At 38.5% G+C, this 19,437-nt stretch carries 21 protein-coding genes and 1 riboswitch; of the genes, 1 reads left to right on the top strand and 20 read right to left on the bottom strand.

All coding sequences use genetic code 11. From position 1 onward, the window contains the following. Positions 1-24 precede the first annotated feature (24 nt). From M2919_RS09545 to M2919_RS09505, 9 genes are all read right to left on the bottom strand, one after another. Positions 25-1,536: a flavocytochrome c gene (locus tag M2919_RS09545; RefSeq protein WP_248848765.1), complete on the bottom strand. Its 1,512-nt coding sequence runs from the start codon at positions 1,534-1,536 to the stop codon at positions 25-27. 77 nt (positions 1,537-1,613) lie between these two features. Next, positions 1,614-2,381, bottom strand: coding sequence for a formate/nitrite transporter family protein (locus M2919_RS09540; protein ID WP_126760655.1), 768 nt, complete (start codon positions 2,379-2,381; stop codon positions 1,614-1,616). A gap of 162 nt (positions 2,382-2,543) precedes the next feature. Beyond that, complete coding sequence (locus M2919_RS09535; protein ID WP_248848764.1) at positions 2,544-3,386, bottom strand: MetQ/NlpA family ABC transporter substrate-binding protein; 843 nt, start codon at positions 3,384-3,386, stop codon at positions 2,544-2,546. 13 nt (positions 3,387-3,399) lie between these two features. Continuing rightward, positions 3,400-4,074, bottom strand: coding sequence for a methionine ABC transporter permease (locus M2919_RS09530; protein ID WP_248848763.1), 675 nt, complete (start codon positions 4,072-4,074; stop codon positions 3,400-3,402). Beyond that, positions 4,071-4,802: an ATP-binding cassette domain-containing protein gene (locus M2919_RS09525; protein WP_248848762.1), complete on the bottom strand. Its 732-nt coding sequence runs from the start codon at positions 4,800-4,802 to the stop codon at positions 4,071-4,073. The genes M2919_RS09530 and M2919_RS09525 overlap by 4 nt, the downstream gene beginning before the upstream one ends. 207 nt (positions 4,803-5,009) lie before the next feature. Continuing rightward, positions 5,010-5,681, bottom strand: a complete 672-nt coding sequence (tenA, locus tag M2919_RS09520) for a thiaminase II (RefSeq protein WP_248848761.1) — start codon at positions 5,679-5,681, stop codon at positions 5,010-5,012. Between the two features lie 13 nt (positions 5,682-5,694). Next, entirely contained in the window at positions 5,695-6,714 is a 1,020-nt protein-coding gene (locus M2919_RS09515; RefSeq protein WP_168413687.1) for an ABC transporter substrate-binding protein, read from the bottom strand. Next, positions 6,711-7,478 carry an ABC transporter permease gene (locus tag M2919_RS09510; protein WP_126760661.1) on the bottom strand — a complete coding sequence of 256 codons (768 nt, stop codon included), beginning with the start codon at positions 7,476-7,478 and terminating at the stop codon, positions 6,711-6,713. The genes M2919_RS09515 and M2919_RS09510 overlap by 4 nt, the downstream gene beginning before the upstream one ends. Beyond that, entirely contained in the window at positions 7,465-8,214 is a 750-nt protein-coding gene (locus M2919_RS09505) for an ABC transporter ATP-binding protein (protein WP_248848760.1), read from the bottom strand. The genes M2919_RS09510 and M2919_RS09505 overlap by 14 nt, the downstream gene beginning before the upstream one ends. A 78-nt stretch (positions 8,215-8,292) precedes the next feature. On the opposite strand from M2919_RS09505, the gene thiW reads away from it, so the two are divergent. Next, positions 8,293-8,787: an energy coupling factor transporter S component ThiW gene (thiW, locus tag M2919_RS09500; RefSeq protein ID WP_248848759.1), complete on the top strand. Its 495-nt coding sequence runs from the start codon at positions 8,293-8,295 to the stop codon at positions 8,785-8,787. Positions 8,788-8,827: 40 nt separating this feature from the next. On the opposite strand, the gene thiE is transcribed toward thiW, so the two are convergent. The 11 genes from thiE to M2919_RS09445 form a co-directional block, all read right to left on the bottom strand. After that, complete coding sequence (gene thiE / locus M2919_RS09495; RefSeq protein ID WP_126760664.1) at positions 8,828-9,487, bottom strand: thiamine phosphate synthase; 660 nt, start codon at positions 9,485-9,487, stop codon at positions 8,828-8,830. Then, positions 9,477-10,295, bottom strand: a complete 819-nt coding sequence (thiD, locus tag M2919_RS09490) for a bifunctional hydroxymethylpyrimidine kinase/phosphomethylpyrimidine kinase (protein ID WP_222318705.1) — start codon at positions 10,293-10,295, stop codon at positions 9,477-9,479. Before thiD ends, thiE begins: the two co-directional genes overlap by 11 nt. Beyond that, positions 10,292-11,095, bottom strand: a complete 804-nt coding sequence (gene thiM / locus M2919_RS09485) for a hydroxyethylthiazole kinase (RefSeq protein ID WP_248848758.1) — start codon at positions 11,093-11,095, stop codon at positions 10,292-10,294. The genes thiD and thiM overlap by 4 nt, the downstream gene beginning before the upstream one ends. A gap of 113 nt (positions 11,096-11,208) precedes the next feature. Next, positions 11,209-11,310: riboswitch (TPP riboswitch) on the bottom strand. Positions 11,311-11,512: 202 nt separating this feature from the next. Further along, a complete protein-coding gene (gene clpX / locus M2919_RS09480) occupies positions 11,513-12,757 on the bottom strand; it encodes an ATP-dependent Clp protease ATP-binding subunit ClpX (RefSeq protein WP_248848757.1) in 1,245 nt (414 codons plus the stop codon). Positions 12,758-12,877: 120 nt separating this feature from the next. Then, a complete protein-coding gene (gene tig / locus M2919_RS09475) occupies positions 12,878-14,161 on the bottom strand; it encodes a trigger factor (protein WP_248848756.1) in 1,284 nt (427 codons plus the stop codon). A gap of 100 nt (positions 14,162-14,261) precedes the next feature. After that, positions 14,262-15,209: a tetratricopeptide repeat protein gene (locus M2919_RS09470; protein WP_248848755.1), complete on the bottom strand. Its 948-nt coding sequence runs from the start codon at positions 15,207-15,209 to the stop codon at positions 14,262-14,264. A 20-nt stretch (positions 15,210-15,229) separates the two neighbouring features. Continuing rightward, a complete protein-coding gene (locus M2919_RS09465) occupies positions 15,230-15,715 on the bottom strand; it encodes an RDD family protein (RefSeq protein WP_248848754.1) in 486 nt (161 codons plus the stop codon). Then, positions 15,708-16,721, bottom strand: a complete 1,014-nt coding sequence (gene sppA, locus M2919_RS09460; protein WP_023606446.1) for a signal peptide peptidase SppA — start codon at positions 16,719-16,721, stop codon at positions 15,708-15,710. Before sppA ends, M2919_RS09465 begins: the two co-directional genes overlap by 8 nt. Positions 16,722-16,802: 81 nt before the next feature. Next, positions 16,803-17,036 carry a YkuJ family protein gene (locus tag M2919_RS09455; RefSeq protein WP_023606445.1) on the bottom strand — a complete coding sequence of 78 codons (234 nt, stop codon included), beginning with the start codon at positions 17,034-17,036 and terminating at the stop codon, positions 16,803-16,805. A gap of 138 nt (positions 17,037-17,174) precedes the next feature. After that, complete coding sequence (locus M2919_RS09450; RefSeq protein ID WP_248848753.1) at positions 17,175-18,977, bottom strand: glycoside hydrolase family 35 protein; 1,803 nt, start codon at positions 18,975-18,977, stop codon at positions 17,175-17,177. Between the two features lie 17 nt (positions 18,978-18,994). Continuing rightward, the gene (locus tag M2919_RS09445) at positions 18,995-19,384 is read right to left on the bottom strand and encodes a PTS sugar transporter subunit IIA (RefSeq protein WP_168413675.1); all 390 of its coding nucleotides are present in this window, start codon (positions 19,382-19,384) and stop codon (positions 18,995-18,997) included. Between the last annotated feature and the right edge of the window lie 53 nt (positions 19,385-19,437).

Genomic DNA, 19,437 nt, shown 5'->3' with positions numbered 1-19,437 from the left:
TAAAGTCTCCTGTTTTATTAATATTTAATTTGCTTTAACATATTCACTTGCTTGGTTACCTGATTGACGTCCATAAATGATAATATCCGCAACGGCATTACCACCAATTCTATTTTTACCGTGCAATCCACCTGTTGCTTCTCCTGCTGCATATAAGCCAGGTATCGCATGACCGTCTTTATCTAGCACTTCAGCATTCGTATTGATTTTTACCCCGCCCATTGTATGGTGAATTCCTGGCGCAATCTTTATAGCATAAAATGGCGCTTGTGATAACTCATGTTCCATTCCAGTTGTTCGGTCAAATTCAGCGTCTTTGCCATCTTTGACAGCTTGATTCCATGTCTCAACTGTTTCCTTCAAAACATCTGGTTTTAACGCTAAAGTTTTAGCTAAGTCTTCTATTGTATCGCCTTGTTTAACCAAGCCTTGTTCATCATAAAAATCAATCGCTTTGACACGTTCTCTTAATGACGCATCAAAGATTAAGTACGCTGCTTTTTCAGGTAAGGCAATAATCGCTGCTGAAACATTATCACGCGTTTCCAACTCGTTCACAAAACGTTTACCTTCATCCGATACTAAAATAGCTCCTTCACCGCGTACAGCTTCGGTAATTAAATAAGAAGTTTCTTGTTCGACTGTTGGATGAATTTGAATTTGTTCTAAATCCACGACTTGTCCACCCAGTTTTTCAATCATCTTAATGCCGTCCCCTTGACTGCCTTCTTGGTTCGTAGTGACAAATCCTTTTAAGTCAGGATTGTACTCTGAAACCATCTCCAAGTTTGCTCCAAAACCACCTGTGGCAACAATGACCGCTTTACTTTTAATTTCTTTTTCTTCTTTGTTGTTAAATGTCACTTTAGCACCTGAAACTTTGCCATCTTTTTCAATAATCTCTTTGACATCAGCATTCGTAAATAGTGGGATTTCGCGCTCATAAACATTGCGTTGTAAGCCATCTACTAAATATTGTCCTACAGCCGAGCCATCAGCTGGACGATGCGTACGTTTAACACTCATGCCACCGGTTGTTGTAATATTACTTAACTCGATTCCCAAACCATCTAACCAATCAATCGCTTCTGCTGAATGATCGACAAAGTAGCGTAACAATTCTTGATCGTTTGTTTCCTTACCACCTTTTAATGTCTCTTCAAAAAACAAGTCATTGTTATCTTCAATCCCTTGTTCCTTTTGATAATGCGTATTGGATGCATTCATCCCAGCTGAAGCTTTCACCGTATTACCACCAGCTACTGGCATTTTTTCAAAAATGACAGGATTTAATCCTTTATCTTTTGCCTCAATCGCTGCTGACATCCCGCCACCACCAGCTCCTACTATGATGACGTCATAACTATCTTTTAATTCTTCTAAAGGTGTACTTTGATGTTCAGAAGCACCTGAAACAGCTTCGGTTGTCGCGGTTTCTTTCTCCTTCGTTACCTCTGTTTCCTCTTTCTTAGCGCCACATCCCGCTAAAAGTAATGTTCCGGCTAAAAATGTCATGAACCCTTTTTTCCACTTCATTTGTTTTTCCCCTTTTCCTTTGTTTGATTTTTCACAATAATAGTAACAAACTCAAATAAAAGTTTCAATTGTTTTTTTTAGTGATGAGAAACAATATATGCTCGGTAGTAAAAAAGCGACACTAAAATGGCCCCACCTAGAATGTTTCCTGCATAAACGGGTAGCACATTACTTAATAAATCTATCCATGTATAATGCCCTTCAAAAATAGCAGCTGGAATAACAAATAAATTGGCGACACTATGCTGAAATCCAATAGCCACAAAGGTCATGACTGGAAACCAAATACTTAAAATTTTGTCACTAGCACTTTTAGCCCCGTAATTTAACCAAACCGCTAAACCTACAAACCAGTTACAACCAATACCGGAAATAAACGCTTGTAATGGCGTGGCACTAATTTTAGCTCCTGCTACTTTAACAGTCTCTTCTAAATAAATACCAGTCCCTGTTAAACCTACTACGTGGCCAAAGAAATAAGCGACAAATAAAGCCCCTAAAATATTGGCAAAAGTAATAACTGCCCAGTTATTCAATAACTCTTTTAGAGTAATTTTTTTCGCAAAGTAACTAATCGATACGGCCATCATATTTCCCGTAATAAGCTCACCACCTGCGAGTAATATCACAATCAAACCAATAGGGAAAACAGCCGCGCCTGCTAGTGACGCAATACTTGGTAGTGTTTCTGCAATCGAAGCTACTACACGAATATAAGCTAAGTAACCAAGTGAAATCATCGCTCCCCCGATAAACCCTAGAATCAGTTTAGCTTCTAGCGTTTTGTGAATTTTTTTGTACCCCATCTCAATCGTAATCTTTGTAATTTCTTCAGGCGTATGCATCTTTTTTCCTTCTTCCTTATAAATAGTGTATAATTTCACATATATTCATCAGTTAAAAGGTTACCAAAGCAAACGCCACCTGTCAATGCTTTCTCCTCATCGTTTCATCGTCTTTTCATAAAAAAGAGCAGAACGTTTTAACTTAACGTCCTGCTCAACTATTTAAAAGGCAACAGAGATGGTATCTCCATGTTCTTTCTCTAAAAATTCACGAACCGCTTCACTGGTCATCGCTTTTTTCAATGCTTTAATTTCAGCTGTATCTTGATTATCTTCACGCGCCGCTAAAATAATAGCAAAGCGTTCATCAATATTTGTTTCTAAAAATAACGCATCTTTTGGTGTTAAACCTATTTTTGCGATATAAGCTGGATAGTTATAGACAAGCGATACATCTTTCTCATCATAGGTTTCACTTAAGTTTAGTAAATCAACCGTTAACCATTCTAAGTTTTTTGGATTTTCTTCTACATCCTTTACCGTTCCATTAAAACCTACACCTTCTTTAAGTTTTATAATGCCTTCACTATCTAGAATAGCCAAAGCACGTCCTTCATTTGACTCATCGCTTGGAATGGCAACTTTTGATCCTTCAGGTATATCTTTTTTGTCCGTCACATTCTTTGAGTAAAAGCCTACCTTCGCATTATAAATCTTTTGAATCGCAACTAAATCTGCTTTTTTCTCTTCATTAAATTTATTCATAAAAGGCTCGTGCTGAGCGAAGTTAGCATCGACTTCTTTATTTTGTAACAGTTCATTGTACTGTTGATTATCATTGACTTGTACTAGTTGTAAATCATAGCCTTCTTTTTCCATTTCTTTTTGTGCCACTTTAATAATATCGACCATCGTAGGTAAGTGAGCGGCAATTTTAACCACTTGTGGCTCTTTCTTTTCGGCTGCTGTCTCTGTATCTGCTGTATCAGCTGCTTTATTTCCACACGCCCATAACCCTACTAAAGTAGCTGTTAAACCAATACCTAACCATAATTTTTTCTTCATCATATCCACTCTCCTATTTTCTTTTATCTAATTGGTGAGCCCATCGCGTGCCTAGCCACTGAACGAGCATCACAAAAATAATCATTAAAACAATTGTTGTATACATCAAGTCATACTCATAACGCTGATAACCATAACGAATGGCAAAGTCGCCAATCCCTCCTCCACCAACAACGCCCATAACAGTGGAGTATGATACCATGCTAATTAAGACTGACGTCAAACTTAAAATCAATCCAGAACGCGCTTCTACTAGCAAAAAATGCCAAACAAACTGAAAACCTGAAACACCTAAAGACTTGGCTAAATCCACTACCTCTTTTGGAACGTCTAATAACACTTGTTCAACTAAACGTGCGTAAATGCCCATCGACACAATTGATAAAGGAATCGCTGCTGCATAAACACCAAAAGCCGTTCCTAAAATCAGACGAGTCAACGGTATTAATGCGATGACGAGCAATAAAAATGGAAATGAACGCACGATATTCACATACGTATTTCCTAGTGTGGCAAGTAGTCGATTAGGATAGCGACCATTTTGACTAAACAAATAGAGCCCTACTCCTAAAGGTAATCCTAAGAGAACCGCCATCAGTAAAGAAATACCTAACATTAAGCCGGTTTCTGTTATTGCTTTTGTCATTTCAGGTAAGAAGGTCACAACTTTATTTACGTAATCGGTCATCTTTGAAGTGCCTCCTTCGCTCGTTCATGAAAGCTTATTGGTGCTTTTTCTTTCTCATCATGATTGACTGTTAAACAATCAATCATACGTCCTTGCTCAAGGATATAGGCTTTATCACAAAGCACGCGAATGGCTTCAAAATCATGACTAATCATCACGAGCGTCGTCTGATACTCACTCTGTACTTTTTTTAATAGTGATAAGACTTCTTGCTTGTGATGCTCATCTAACGCGGAGGTCGGCTCATCACATAGTAACAATTTTGGTTGCGTGACAAGTGCACGTGCAATTGCCACCCGTTGTTTCTCTCCTCCACTTAAATCACGAGGATACGCTTCTTTTTTATGAGCAATATTCACAAATTTTAAAAGCGCATCCAACTCTGTTGCTGACATTTTTTGACTCTTTTGCCATTTTAAAGGAAGTACAATATTCTCTAAAACAGTGCGATTATGCAACAAGTTGAAATGTTGAAAAATCATACTCATCTCTTGTTGTAATAAGCGTTTCTGTTTGGATTTAAGCTGAGATGTTTCTTCATTTAAAAAACATAGCGAACCACTCGTTGGCTCTTCGACTAAATTCAAAATTTTTAACAACGTTGATTTACCCGAGCCACTAGGACCTGTAATGCCAATAGCCTCGCCCTTTTCAATACTAACTGTTATATCATCTAAAGCTGTTATTTTATTATCTGAACTTCCATATTCTTTTGTGATATTTTTCAATCGTAAAAGCAAACGATATCTCCTCTCTTTATTGTTTTTTCACACTTTCTATATTGTGCTTGAAACTGACGATTCTCGCAATTTATTCTAGTCGCTTTTACATTTTTTTCTTGAAAGAGAATTCAAAAACATTGATAGTATCAGATTCTTTTATAAGCGCTGATAGAAAATAATAAAAAACACGTACAAAATTGTACGTGTTTTTTATTATTTGAGATAATCCCAAGTTTCGATTTGATAAGACATCTCCCAGAAATTCAATTCATATTGACTACTAATAAGGAAAGCTTCTTTCATTTTTGCTCGTGTTTCCTCTGAAGCTTGTTCAGCCAAACGGTCTACCAAGTCAATTTGTGTTTGGGTAACGCTTGAAAAACCTTCACTATCATATGTTTCAATCCATTCTTGATATAAAGGAACAGGAGAACCTTTTTCCACAAACGTTTGACCTAATTCATTATACAGCCAGTAGCACGGTAGTAAAGAAGCTACGGCAGTTTCAACACTTCCAGTAAAAACATGACGGTAAATGTGATTGACATATTGATAGGCAGTCGGTGCAATAATCATTTCTTGATACTCTTCATCTGTAATGTTTAATGTTTCGAAAAACATATCACGAATATCAATTTCACTTGCTTGCAATCCAGCTTGACAACTCAGTTGAATCTCTCGGACTGTCTGGTTATCTGTTTTATCTGCTAACAATTCATGTGCTTTTGAAAAATGGATTAAGTAGTAACAATCTTGTAATAAGTAATAACGAAATTGTTTTTCTGTTAACGTACCAGCTACTAGTTCTTGCACGAATGGATGCTCGTGACTTTTTTTCCAAATAGGTTTCGCTAATGAATACAACTCTTCTGTGAATTTTGTCATGATTATTCTCCTTTTATTTTAAAATATTTACAAATGATTCTTTTGCTTTAACAGAGTCATCAATCAGTGATTGTTCTACCATCCAATCGATTAACGCTTGGTATTGCTCTTCACTTTGGTAGCCATAAGGCTCTGCTTCATCCCCCATTAAAGGTAGTAGCGTTTCAAGACTTTTCTTTTCAATCTCAGGGTCCAAAGGCGAGTCCTCATTAGCATGATCGAGTAAGACTTTCAGTGAAGTCTCTGGATTTTTTACAACCTCTTCTTGTCCACGTTTTACAGCTCGTAAGAATTTTTCTAACGCTGCTTGTTTATTTTTAACCGTTTTTTCACTTGCAACAAAGACTAATTCTTGTGACGTTGGTACACCGTAATCTTCTTGTAAAAATTGCTTGATTGGATAGCCTTCTTTTTCTAATAATGGTAATTCGTGATTGATGTAGCCCCCCATAATAGCGGAAACCCGATCAGTTGCGATAGCAGGTATTAAATCAAACCCAACATCGACAAACGATACTTTTTCCGGATCGCCCCCATCATTTTTAACCATAGCTTTTACAATCGCCTCTCGTACTTCAGATGAAGAGTAGCCGACTGTTTGTCCTTCTAAATCTTTTGGTGAAGCAATCTCACTATCTTTTTTCAACATCATTTGGTCTAAAGGACGTTGCACATTTGATGCAATTGCTTGAATCGGAATCCCCTCTGAACGTGATAATAACAATTGTGTTTGATAGCTACTTGCGATATCCACTTTATCAGCTGCCGCTAGTTTTAAAGGATCATTCGCATCGGAAGGCATATGAATCTCCACTTCGACGCCTTCGTCATCAAAATATCCTTTTTCTTTTGCTACATATATATTGCTATGCACCGCATTGGGATACCAATCCAACATAATCGAAACTTTATCTTTCGCTGACTCTGCCGCGCCCGTTTCATCTGTTGCCTCATTCTTATTTGCTCCACATGCAGTCAAAACCATTCCTGCTACTAATGTCATGCCTAATAAACCTAACCATTTCTTTTTCATTTTTTTCTTTCCTTTCTCCATCTAAAATAATATGTTTCGATTAATGTAATCATGCCAAAAAAAATCATGCCCGAAATCGAGAGTAATACAATGGCTGCGAAAACACCCTCTGCTTGTAAATTTCCAGACATTCTTCGCGTATAATATCCCAAACCTTGAGAAGCCCCTAGCCATTCGCCAATTGTTGCGCCAACCATCGCATAGATGACTGATAATTTTAATCCTGAAAAAAAATTAGGCATTGCGGAAGGCCATTGCAATTCTTTTAAAATCATCCAACGAGAAGCACCCATTGTTAAAAACAATTCGACTGCTTCAGAATCGGTTTCTTTTAATCCGTCGTATAAGCCAATGACGATTGGAAAAAAGGCCAGTAAAAATCCCATGCCCACTTTACTCCAAATGGTATAACCAAACCATAAGATAAAAATCGGGGATAACGCGATAATCGGGATGGTTTGCGAAATTAAAATAAACGGATAAAATAAGGTTTCAAAAAAGGGGAAAAGATACATGAGTAGCGCTAATCCTACTCCTATTAATAACGCTAGACTAAATCCCAAAAGCGTTTCAAAAAGTGTCATTGGTAAATGTTGACCTAATAAACTGACACTGTTATCTCGCAAAGCGTGTAAGACGCCACTGGGAGCGGGAATTATAAAATGCGGGATGACTTTTTGTCTAACGAGCCACTCGATAAGTCCTAATAATCCTAGAAAGAAAACCGTAAAAGGAAGATACCGTGTCCCTTTAAAATTCCGCATATCGTTTTAGACTCCCTTCTAACTGATGTCGTTCGGCTAGAAATTCAGCTGTGTATCGTAACTCACCCATCCGCGGACGTGCAAATGGGACATATATCTCCTCTGATTGTTTCTCTTCATGATCGAGCATAATAATACGGTCGCTAAGAAAAAGCGCCTCTTCTAAATCATGTGTCACAAACACAACTGTTTTATTTAATTCGGTAGTAATAGTTAACAACCATTCTTGCATGACTTGTTTAGTCATACTATCTAACGCTCCAAATGGCTCATCTAATAATAAGACATCTTGATTCGACATTAACGTTCGTAAAAATGCGACACGTTGTTGCATCCCACCAGATAACTCATGGGGATAGGCATTTTCATACTCAGCCAGTCCCGCTCGATTTAACCAGATTTTTAATTCTTCTTCAGTGATTGTTTTTTGACCTTTAATTCGATCGGATAAACAGATGTTTTGCTTGACCGTTTTCCATGGCAGTAGTAGAGGTTTTTGAGGCATATAAGAGACCGCCCCTAATGTCACAGGTGTTTTCTGATAAAGAATTGTTCCACTATTAGGTTCTAACAATCCCGCGATTAACTTTATCAACGTACTCTTACCACAACCGCTTTTACCAATCACGCTGATAAATTCACCAGGTTCAATCGTTAAAGATAAGTTCGATAAAATGGGACGTTCTTCATAAACAAAACTGATATCTTTTAACTCTAACATAAAATCTCCTTTCATTTAATTGACAATTTTGTTTGATTTGTCTATTATCTTCTGTTATGATGATGTCAACAAAACAAAAGGGTGGTTTTTTACATGAAGACAAAAAAATTAGTTTACACCGCCATGTTAATGGCAATCAGTGTAGTCGGAGGCAGTTTATTATCCTTTAACATCGGCATTGCAAAAGTTGCGCCCGTTCAACATTTTATTAACTTAATTAGTGCCGTCCTCTTAGGTCCTGGATACGCTATACTTCAAGCATTTGGCAGTTCCATTTTACGAAACATACTAGGAACTGGTACACTACTTGCTTTTCCGGGTAGTATGTTTGGAGCAGGTTTAGCAGGTTATTTTTACCAACGTCACCAAAATCTTATCTCTGCTACACTCGGTGAAATCATAGGAACCAGTCTACTCGGTGGCACCACCAGCTTTTTCTTAGCGAAATGGCTACTTGGACTTAACATGCCATTTGGGCTACTCGTCCTTAGCTTTGCAGCGAGTACAGCTGTCGGTGCTTTAGCCGGATTCGCCTTACTGAAAATGGTCTGGTCACGCTTAGAACCTTTTTTCCAAAAGATTAGTTAAACTTTAAATGAAACAGGTTATCTTAAACAGATAGCCTGTTTTATTTTTTTAGTGCCTTACGAAATGCCTGAATCGTTTGCTTTCGATTTTTGCTTTGCGTAATCGCTGAAATAAGAGCCACTCCACTGACTTCGTAATCCGCCACCTGGTAGATATTCGCTAATGAGATACCACCAATCGCGACCGCTGGCTTTCTCTTATCAAGTTGGTCGATTTCCGCTAGAAGAGATAGACCAACAGTTGGTTGTGCATCACTTTTCGATTGCGTAGGAAAAATCGGACCTACTCCTACATACGCTACACCGTCAATTTCTGCAGCTTCCTGATATTGACGAAGATTATTAGTCGATAAGCCTACCTCGATGCCAAACGGCGCAACATAGTCAAGTGTCTCAGCAATCGGTGTGTCGGACTGTCCCACATGCAAAGCATCCGCTTGGACCTCAATTGCTAAATCAATATCATCGTTAATAATAAATGGCACATCGTAACGTTTACAAACTTCTTGACAGCGGCGCGCCATATCCAAGCGTTCATCAGGATTCGTCATACTCCCCGTTCCTTTTTCTCTATATTGAAAACAAGTAGCTCCTGCTTTTAACGCCTCTTCCAAAACATCTATCAATTCTTCATTTGGCTGAATATCTTGCGTTCCTGCAATAAAATAAACTGCTAAAGCTTCTTGCCAATTAATCGTCATGTGATTTCTCTACCTTTCTATACGCCCAGTGATTAGTTGGACCATGTCCATGTCCGATACCTAAACCATCACGAATGGCAGCATCAATATAACGTTTCCCTACTTCGACCGCTTCTATCATCGTATGTCCTTTCGCAAGCTCTGCTGTGATACATGCGGAATACGTACAACCAGTACCGTGAGTGTCTTTCGTATCATAACGAGGCCCCCCAAACCAACGTACTTCTCCTTCCGATGTCACTAAACAATCACGTGCCTCATCATCATTTAAAGCATGCCCACCTTTAACAAGAACATTCTTGCTTCCAAGAGCTTGAATCTTTTTGGCAGCATTTAACATATCCTGCTCGGTTTTAATTGTCATACCAGTAATCGTTTCTGCTTCAGGAATGTTAGGTGTAATGAGTGTCGCAAGCGGTACCATTTCTTCAATCATCGCTGATAAGGACGCGTTTTCCATCAACGCTGCGCCGCCTTTAGCTATCATGACAGGATCTACCACTAAAGGTACATTAGGATACTGCCTTAAAAAATGAGCTATCTCGCGAATATAAGTTTCATCAGCTAACATCCCTGTTTTAATCGCACCTAGATTAAAATCATCAAAAACCGCTTCTAACTGCGCGCGAACACTTTCATGGGGTAATTTGTCAATCCGATGAACCCCTTTTGTATTTTGCGCTGTTATGGCGACAATCACAGAAGTGCCAAAAACTCGACGCTCTTGAAATGTTTTTAAATCTGCTTGAATCCCCGCACCTCCACCACTATCAGAACCAGCAATCGTACATGCTTGTGCTATCGTCATTTTAAGTCCTCCACTTCTATTTGTTGATAATAATCCGAAAGATTTTTACTATCATAAATCGCTAATAAATCGACAAACTCACGTACGAAACTACCTGGTAAGGAAACACTTTGTGCCGCCATACTTCCTACTTGGCTGTACCAAGCATGCGCTTCTACAACTGCTAATAAACGTTCACTATTTTGAGGCGTGACACCGATAAAAGCGCCGCATACCGCACTTAATAAACAACCCATTCCAGTGACTTTCGTCATAAGAGGACTTCCCCCCATTACACGATACGTCGTTGTTCCATCACTGATCCAGTCAATTTCTCCACTAATCGCCACTATTGTTTGAAACTCACGTGCCACTGTGACAGCTAAATCTTGCAATGGATACTCGCCTTCACCACTATCTACCCCTTTTGCTTCCCATGGTACGTTCCCAAGTGCTGCTAATTCTCCAGCATTGCCACGAATTAACGTCATCTTAACCTCTTCTAATAAACGTTTCACCACATCGCGACGATATTGACTTGCTCCCACACCAACCGGATCCAGTACGACCGGAATATTTTTGTGATTGGCCACTTTTCCAGCCACTAACATGCTTTCAAACGTTGTTTCCGTAATCGTTCCAATGTTTAAGACTAAACATGAAGCAAGTGAAACAATGTCCTCCATTTCAGCCTTTTCATACGCCATAATCGGTGATGCTCCTAAAGCTAGTAAACCGTTAGCAACTTGATTGGCCACCACTTGATTGGTCATATTATGAACCAAAGGCTGTTGTTCTCTTATTTTTGCTAATTGACTCAATTATTTTCCCTCCTTTATTAGAATAAAAAAACACCACTTCTCGCAGGAAGTGGTGTTGTAAACGCTTTATCAAGCGTTATTTAGTTGCAGTCTTTTGGTGATACATTGTCATGACTATCAAACATCCACATTTCCTACGCTGGTACTAACCAGATCAGGTCTAAGGGTCAGGATTTTTCATCCAATCTCAGCTTCAAGCACCCCTAGTGGTCTTTCTTATTCAATTAACTAAAAGATAACATGTTCTATATATAAGAGCAAGCTTTTATGTGAAAACTCTTACTCTTTGAAACTTTTTTATACATCTACACTGACTGATATCCTAGAGAGGACTTGATTTTAACTCCTTTTTATCGCTAGTCTACTTTCACAAAAAAAGACGCATAGCTTAGCTATGCGTCCTTCAACTTTAATGCTTTAAGCTTCTTTTTCAATCAACTCTAAAACAGGATCTGCCTGTTTCTTGACCGTTTCTTCCGTCACAGTAACTTTCGCTATATCTGTGCGACTTGGAATCTCAAACATAATATCCATCATGACCGTTTCAATAATAGAGCGCAAACCACGTGCTCCAGTATTACGTTCAATCGCTAAAGTAGCAATCGCTTTTAATGCTTCTGGTTCAAATTCTAATGTCGTTTCATCTAACTCTAAGAGTTTAACATATTGACGAACTAAAGCATTTTTAGGCTCAGTTAAAATACGGACTAAATCATCCTCTGTTAGCTTTTCAAGTGCTGCCATGACAGGTAGACGACCGATAAACTCAGGAATTAAACCAAATTTTAATAAGTCTTCAGGAATAATGGCTTGCATTAAGCTTTCTGACTCATCCATTTTTTTAGTCGCTTTGCCAAAACCAATCACTTTTTCGCCTAGACGTTCTTTAACAATCGTTTCAATACCGTCAAAGGCTCCGCCAACAATAAACAAGATATTCGTCGTATCTAACTGAATAAAATCTTGTTGTGGGTGTTTACGTCCGCCTTGTGGTGGCACACTTGCAACGGTTCCTTCTAGGATTTTAAGTAACGCTTGTTGAACCCCTTCACCTGAAACATCACGAGTAATCGAAACGTTTTCGCTTTTACGAGCTATTTTATCGATTTCATCAATGTAAATAATGCCTCGTTCAGCACGTTCAACATTATAATCAGCAGCTTGCAAGAGTTTTAACAGAATATTTTCTACATCTTCTCCGACGTAACCTGCTTCTGTCAGACTAGTCGCATCTGCAATCGCAAACGGCACATTCAAGGTGCGGGCAAGTGTCTGTGCTAAAAAGGTTTTCCCTGAACCTGTTGGCCCAATCAAGCAAATATTACTTTTTTGTAATTCCACTTCGCCTTTTTCAGCCATATCCATATGTCCGATTCGCTTATAATGATTATAGACTGCCACAGACAAGACCTTTTTGGCCCGTTCCTGACCAATGACATACTCATCAAGAGCGGCAAGAATCTCATTCGGTTTTGGTACCTCTTCAAATTCTTGAACGGCTTCTTCATAAAATTCCTCGTCGATAATGTCTTTACACAAATCAATACACTCATTACAAATAAATACGCCCGGACCAGCTACTATCTTTCTTACTTCATCCTGTGATTTCCCACAAAATGAACAACGAACGGTACTCATATCGTCACTTGAATCATTATACATTTTCTGGCCTCTCTTTCACTCCGTCATGATTTGTTGCATGCATGTCGTAGGCACCTGATAAAGAAAAGAGCTGAAACATAGCTTGTAAGCCTGTTCCAGCCTCTTTACGGTTAATCAGATTTATGCTTCTTTCGCTGATTCTGTAATTAAATCTAAGGCTTTCTTCAAGACAATGTCATGTTCTAACATATCTTTAGATAAAGCATTACGAACTGCATCTACTTCCATACCATATGCTTCTGCTAATGACGTTAATTCTTTTTCTAAATCTTCGTCTGTTACTTCAAAGTTTTCAGCTTTAGCAATCGCTTCTACTACTAAGCTTGTTTTCACACGTTGGTCAGCATCTGCTTCATATTGTTTGTGTAAGTCAGCTTCTGTTGTCCCTGTGATTTGGTAGTATAACTCTGGTGTAATACCTTGTTGTTGCATGTTATTTAAGAAGTTTTCCATGCCACGGTGTACTTCATCATGAACCATTACTTCTGGTAATTCTACAACTTCAGCGTTGGCAACTGCTTGCTCAATGGCTAATTCTTCAACGCGTTCTTTCGCCAAGTTTTCTTTCGCTTCTTCTAAATCTTTGCGAACTTTTTCTTTATACTCTGCAAATGTTTCAACTTCTTCATCAGCATCTTTAGCAAAATCATCATCTAATTCTGGTAATTCTTTTGTTTTCACTTCATGAACTTTCACTTCGAAAACAACCGCTTGACCAGCTAGATCTTCTGCTTGATAGTCTTCTGGGAAGCTTAATTTCACTTCAACATCGTCGCCAGCTTTAGCGCCAACTAATTGTTCTTCAAAGCCAGGAATGAATGTGCCTGAACCTAATTCTAATGAATAGTTTTCAGCTGTTCCGCCGTCGAATGCAACGCCGTCTTTAAGACCTTTATAGTCGATAACGACTGTATCGCCATCTTCAGCAGGTGCGTCTTCTTTCAAGACTAATTCTGCTAATGATTGACGTTTCTCTTCGATTGCTGCGTCAACTTCTTCTTCTGTTACGTCACGTTCTTGTTTTTCAACTGTTAAGCCTTTGTACTCCCCTAATTTTACTTCAGGTTTTACTGTAACTTCAGCTGTTAAGACCCATGCGCCTTCAGCTTCCATTTTTTCAATGTTTAGTTGTGGTTGAGAAACTGGGTCAATCCCTGCTTCTTCAATCGCTGCTTCATACGCTGCTGGTAATAAAGCATTTAATGTATCTTCATATAATGCTGCTTCTCCGTACATTTTGTTGAAAACTTGACGTGAGATTTTACCTTTTCTAAATCCTGGAACACTGATGTTTTTCTTTACTTTATTGAAAGTTCTAGTTAATTCTGGTTGAATTAACTCTTGTGAAATTTCAAATGTTAATACACCGTCGTTGGTGCCTTTTTTTTCCCATTTGGCTGTCATGTTACTTTTCCCTCCACGTTTCTAATTACTTCATATTTCTATTAATTACATACCATACAATAGTACACTAGTATCACTTAAATGTAAACATTTTTACCTATTATTTGTCAAGATGTTCATTCTGTTCTAACACTTTTTTTATTTCATTAATATGTGTTTCATACGGCTTCAAATCCACATCTAATTTAGCTTTTCGTTCTGACATTTCTGGAAAATAGGTAGATAAAAAACAGATGAGCCATATTTCCATATTCAAATATTCCGGCCATGCTTTCGGATAAATAGTACTCAGATATAACCGCAATATCTCTTGCAAGTCATGATACTGATAGTCCTCGCCAATTAACTCATACAAGCACGCTTGTAGCATCTGAACGTGCTGTTGCTCTGGAAACGGGACGAGACTTGGTAAGGAAAATGTTTGACGGGTTCCATCATATAAATAGATTGACCAGTCAGCCGTTAATTTTAAGCGGACTGCTTGCTCCAAGATATAACGGCGATATATCGGTAGTGTCGTTGCTTGAGAAATCAAGTATTGACTCGTTTCTGCAAAAGCAGCTATCGGTAAGCTTTCTAGCTTTTGATAAAACAAATGACTATATAGTGAAGAAGTTGCTTGTTTTTTAAGCCACGTTTGTGTTGCTTGTATTTCGGTTTTATTAATTGTTAATAACGTTTGGTCTAATGATGCGAGTTGCTCTGTTAACTCTTTTTCTAACGTTTTGGATAGACGCGCATTTCGAACTAATATATGAGCTTTCATTAGTTTTCTATTATGCACTAACACTGAAATATATTGAGCAAACCCTTCTTCCCCTTGCAAATAATCTGTTATATACTCGTTTGCAAGAATTAACGCCTCCTCAGGCTGTGCCGCTTCGATATAAGCCGACACTAACAACCGATTCCTTTCCCAGTTGGCTTCTAACTCATAAGCTTTTTCCAAATGAGCAACGGCCTCAAGATAGGCACCTGTTTCCAACTCTTTTCTGCCCATTCGTTCATAACTCGCTGCTTGATTAGGGAATGGTAAAATATCACTCATATTTTGCGCCCTTTCTTTTCTTACTGACGACACTCTGTTGCTCGTAAGACATTCACCGTGACAACACTAGTATCTGTCAACCAATCACCGACATGCTGTTTACGTTTCGTAAATATCGCTAACAAATAACCTAATAGCCAAAAACCCGACTTCATTATAAATCGACATGCCCCTTCACGAATCAAGACCGTTTGCCATGATAGTGTTTCTTCGTTAAAGCAGATGACTTTTAAACCAAATATCATCTTTCCAAGCGTTTGACCGTTCGTCCATTTCGTCATCACTATAAAATAAAGCAAGTATATAATAACACTACCGATTACATAACTTTTACTTAACGCTTCCAAATTAGCAACATAACTTAGCAAAATATACGTGAGTGACTGGATGACAATCAGGTCGGTTAAAAACGCCCACATTCTCATCCAAAAACCCGCATAAAAATAGGATGGATACTGATGCGTTTGGCCAACTTGCCCTTGCCACATCTCCTTTATTTTATTCATGAATCGCACTCCCTCCGTACCAATACATAAGTTGTGGTGTCTCTTCTGAAAGGGATGGCAAACCGAGTGGCGTTAATTTGTTTTTACTTGAAAATCCTTTTATCCAGTTATTCATGATTTTAAAAGGAAAGGCTTTTTCCCAAGCGCTCGCAGATGTTTCATACGAAATGACTGACGCACCTTTTAGCGTCTTCTCTTTTTTCATTTCTTCTAGTGCTTCTTCTGGAAATGCCAAAGCGTCGACTAAACCATTTTCGACGGCTTGCTGTCCGTCATAAATACGTCCGTCTGCAATTTCTCTCACTTTATCTTCCGGCATGTCACGTCCATCCGCAACAATTTTAACAAAGCGATTATAAGAATTATCGACCATTGTTTGCAAAACTTCGCGGTCTTTATCCGTCCATGGGCGATTAGTTGACCCCATATCTTTCAAGTCGCCACTTTTTACCGTCGCATCTTTAATACCTAGCTTATCCAGTAATTCAGAAATATTCAAGTTGCTCATAATCACACCAATTGACCCTGTGATGGTTTCTTCCGTAGCAAATATCTTATCCGCACTCGCCGCCACATAGTAACCACCACTTGCTGCCATATTTTTCATTGAGACGTAAAATGGTATTTTTTTATCTTGTTGAATTTGCTTAATTAAACGAGCAATCTCAGCACTTTCATAAACGCCACCACCCGGAGAGTTTACTTCTAAAAACAAACCTTTTACATCCGGATCTTCATACGCTGTTTGCAATTGATTAAGGAAAAATTCATGATCATATCCTTCTCCTCCAAAGAGGCTACTGCTACCGCCAGACATTATTCCACCATCAATCGTTAACTTCACGATTTTTTTCGTTGGTGACCCCGGCTCAACTATCTCTTCTGTCATACCCTCTTCATTGAAAATATCTTCAAATGCGAGATTGGCTTCCTTTTTTGGAACAGTTATCGCAAAAAGCGCAATCGCTATCGCCACAATTAATGCTACCCATCTTTTCGTTGTCATCATTTACTCCTCCTTTTAATTGATTTCATTTTAACATAAAAAAAGTACAAGGAAGAATAATTTCCTTGTACTTTTTTGACATTAGTCTTGTAACAATTCGTAAATCTCAATGGCTACTAAATCAACATCATCAAACTGATAGACTTGTGATGAACCTGATTCGGTTAATTCAAATGTTTCACTGGTTGAATCATATGTCACCAGACATTTCTCAACGCCATCACGTTCAAAGCGGCGTACTTGTATTTCGTTGTCTGTCGCTTCCGTCATCGCTTCTAAGCGTTTAATAATCGCAACTAATTGTGAACTCTTCATATTGCGAGCCTCCTTCGCTTCCACTTTCTGTTACATTGTATCAAAAAGCGAAGATAATTGCACCGATATTGATGAAAGTTTTCGATATTTTTTAAGAAAAGCAGATTATTTTAACGTTATTGACACATAGATTGCGTATTAGATTGGCGCTGTCGCTTTCTTAAAATTATCTTTATTTTCAGTTTCGATATAAACAGGATGGTCTAGTAAAGAAAGTGATGTCGGTAATGCTTTTTCCGTTTCAAAAATAAGTAACTCATTGTCCGTTTCTTTTAATAAGCTTGACGGAATATATAAGTAACCAACTGGTCCAACATTCCAGTAGCGACCGAGATTAAAGCCATTTAAAACAGCTATCCCTTTTCCTAGTTCGCGAATATCTAAAAAGGTGTGTGCTTGTCTGTCAACCTCCACATGATAGCGTCCAATGACTGGTAACGCCGCTGATTGAGTGTCCTTTTCAAACGTTACCTGTGAAAAATCATCTAATGGTAATGGGTAGATTTCCCAATCTGATTCGAAATGCAAGTCTAAACGTAAACCACGTGTTAAACCTTTCGACTGTTTGACACTTTGCAAATGTGGGCCATAGTTCACTCGTCCCATATTTTCAATCAAAATATCTACTTGGTTGCTACCGACTTCAAAGTTTAATTCAAATTCTTCAAGTAAGTCTTCTTGGTAAAGCGTTTTTTGCCATTGATGATTAACATAGATATGCGCACGATCTTGCGCCCCCACTAGTAAGGCATTTTGTTGCGTGTTTTTACTATATATAGTCGTACGATATAGTATATAGCCATAGTGTTGGCCGAACGACTCCATCCCTTTTGGATACTTGCTATCATGTCTTTCGCTTAAGCCTGACAAGTTATCAAACAAGCTAGTGACACCCGTCTGCTTAGCCAGTCCTTTAGTCTTTTCAACGTAGCGCGGTGTATCCACTTCACCGTAGTCTTTTAAAACTTTTTGAGCTAAGAAATATTTTTCAGTGGGATCTCCCCATTCTGTTAAAGGAGCATCATAATCGTAAGACGTGACTTGAGGCAAACGCTTTTCACCACGCGTTGAACAGCCATTCATAAAGCCGAAGTTTGTGCCGCCATGAAACATATAAAAGTTAAACGACCCTCTCTTAGCCATTTCAGATAGTGTCTCTGCAAATTCCTGTGGGTCACGACGAATAATCGGTTCATTATAACGATTAAACCAACCATCCCAAAACTCCATACACATTAATGGCATCTCGACGTCATGTTCATCAAAATAAGCTTGCATGTTATCGAAGTTTTCTTTTGGTTTTGACCCAAAATTTCCAGTCGCTAAAATACCTTGTTCAATCATACTTCCTGCGCGCAACGTTTCATCCCAACTACCGTCAGACGTAAATAACGGGACATCCACACCCATTTCACGCATCATCGTGACTAAGGCTGACAGGTACTCTTTATCATTGCCGTAAGATCCATATTCATTTTCAACTTGCATCATTAAAATAGGACCACCTTGCGTGACTTGAAGTGGTGTCAACCGACTTAAAACTTCACGATAAAAAGGACGGACTTTTTCTAAAAATAACGAATCGCTTGAACGATAAATCATTTCCGGATAGTTTAACAACCATCCTGGCAATCCGCCAAATTCCCACTCAGCACATACAAATGGCGAAGGACGGACTATTACATGTAAGCCTAAAGCTTCTGCTTGCTTAATGAAAGCGACGATATCGTAGCATCCTGAAAAATCAAACACGCTTTCGTGTGGTTCGTGAATATTCCAAGGTATATAGGTTTCAACCGTATTACACCCCATCGCTTTTAAATTATAAAGCGTATGCTCCCAGTGAGCAGGTAAAATCCTAAAATAATGGACGGCACCAGATTTTATCTGAAACGGTTGTCCGTCTAATAAAAACTCTTTTGTTACGTCAAAAGTCGTCATATTCCTACCCTTTCTAATTATAATTTAGGTAACAAGTCGTTAACAAACTTAATCCCGTCTTGAGCATCAGTCACACCATTAAAGTCCTGACCAGTTAGTTGAGCATTTAAGAAACTAATAACCATTGGCATATTCATCCCTGAATATAACGATAACGATTCACCCGTCATGACTAATTTTGATAATTGATTACAAGGAGTTCCACCAAATAAATCGGCAAATGCGACTAACTCTTCTTCTGGATGCGCGTTTTTGATTGCCTCAAATTTCGCTAAAAATTCTGCTTCGCCTTCCTCTTCTAAAAACGGTAGCGTCACAATTTTTTCTTGTGGTCCAAATATCATCTCAACACTTTCTTTTAACGCTTCACAAAAGCGACCGTGACTACTTAAAATTAAAACACTCATTCTATAACCTCTTCTTTCTAAATTTTAATTAGAAAGAGGCCACCATAAAGGAA

Origin of the sequence: Vagococcus lutrae (assembly GCF_023299185.1) — a bacterium.
In the GTDB taxonomy this organism is placed as follows: domain Bacteria; phylum Bacillota; class Bacilli; order Lactobacillales; family Vagococcaceae; genus Vagococcus_A; species Vagococcus_A lutrae.
The sequence above is the reverse complement of the archived record's forward strand: the minus strand, read 5'-3'. Positions and strand labels throughout refer to the sequence as shown.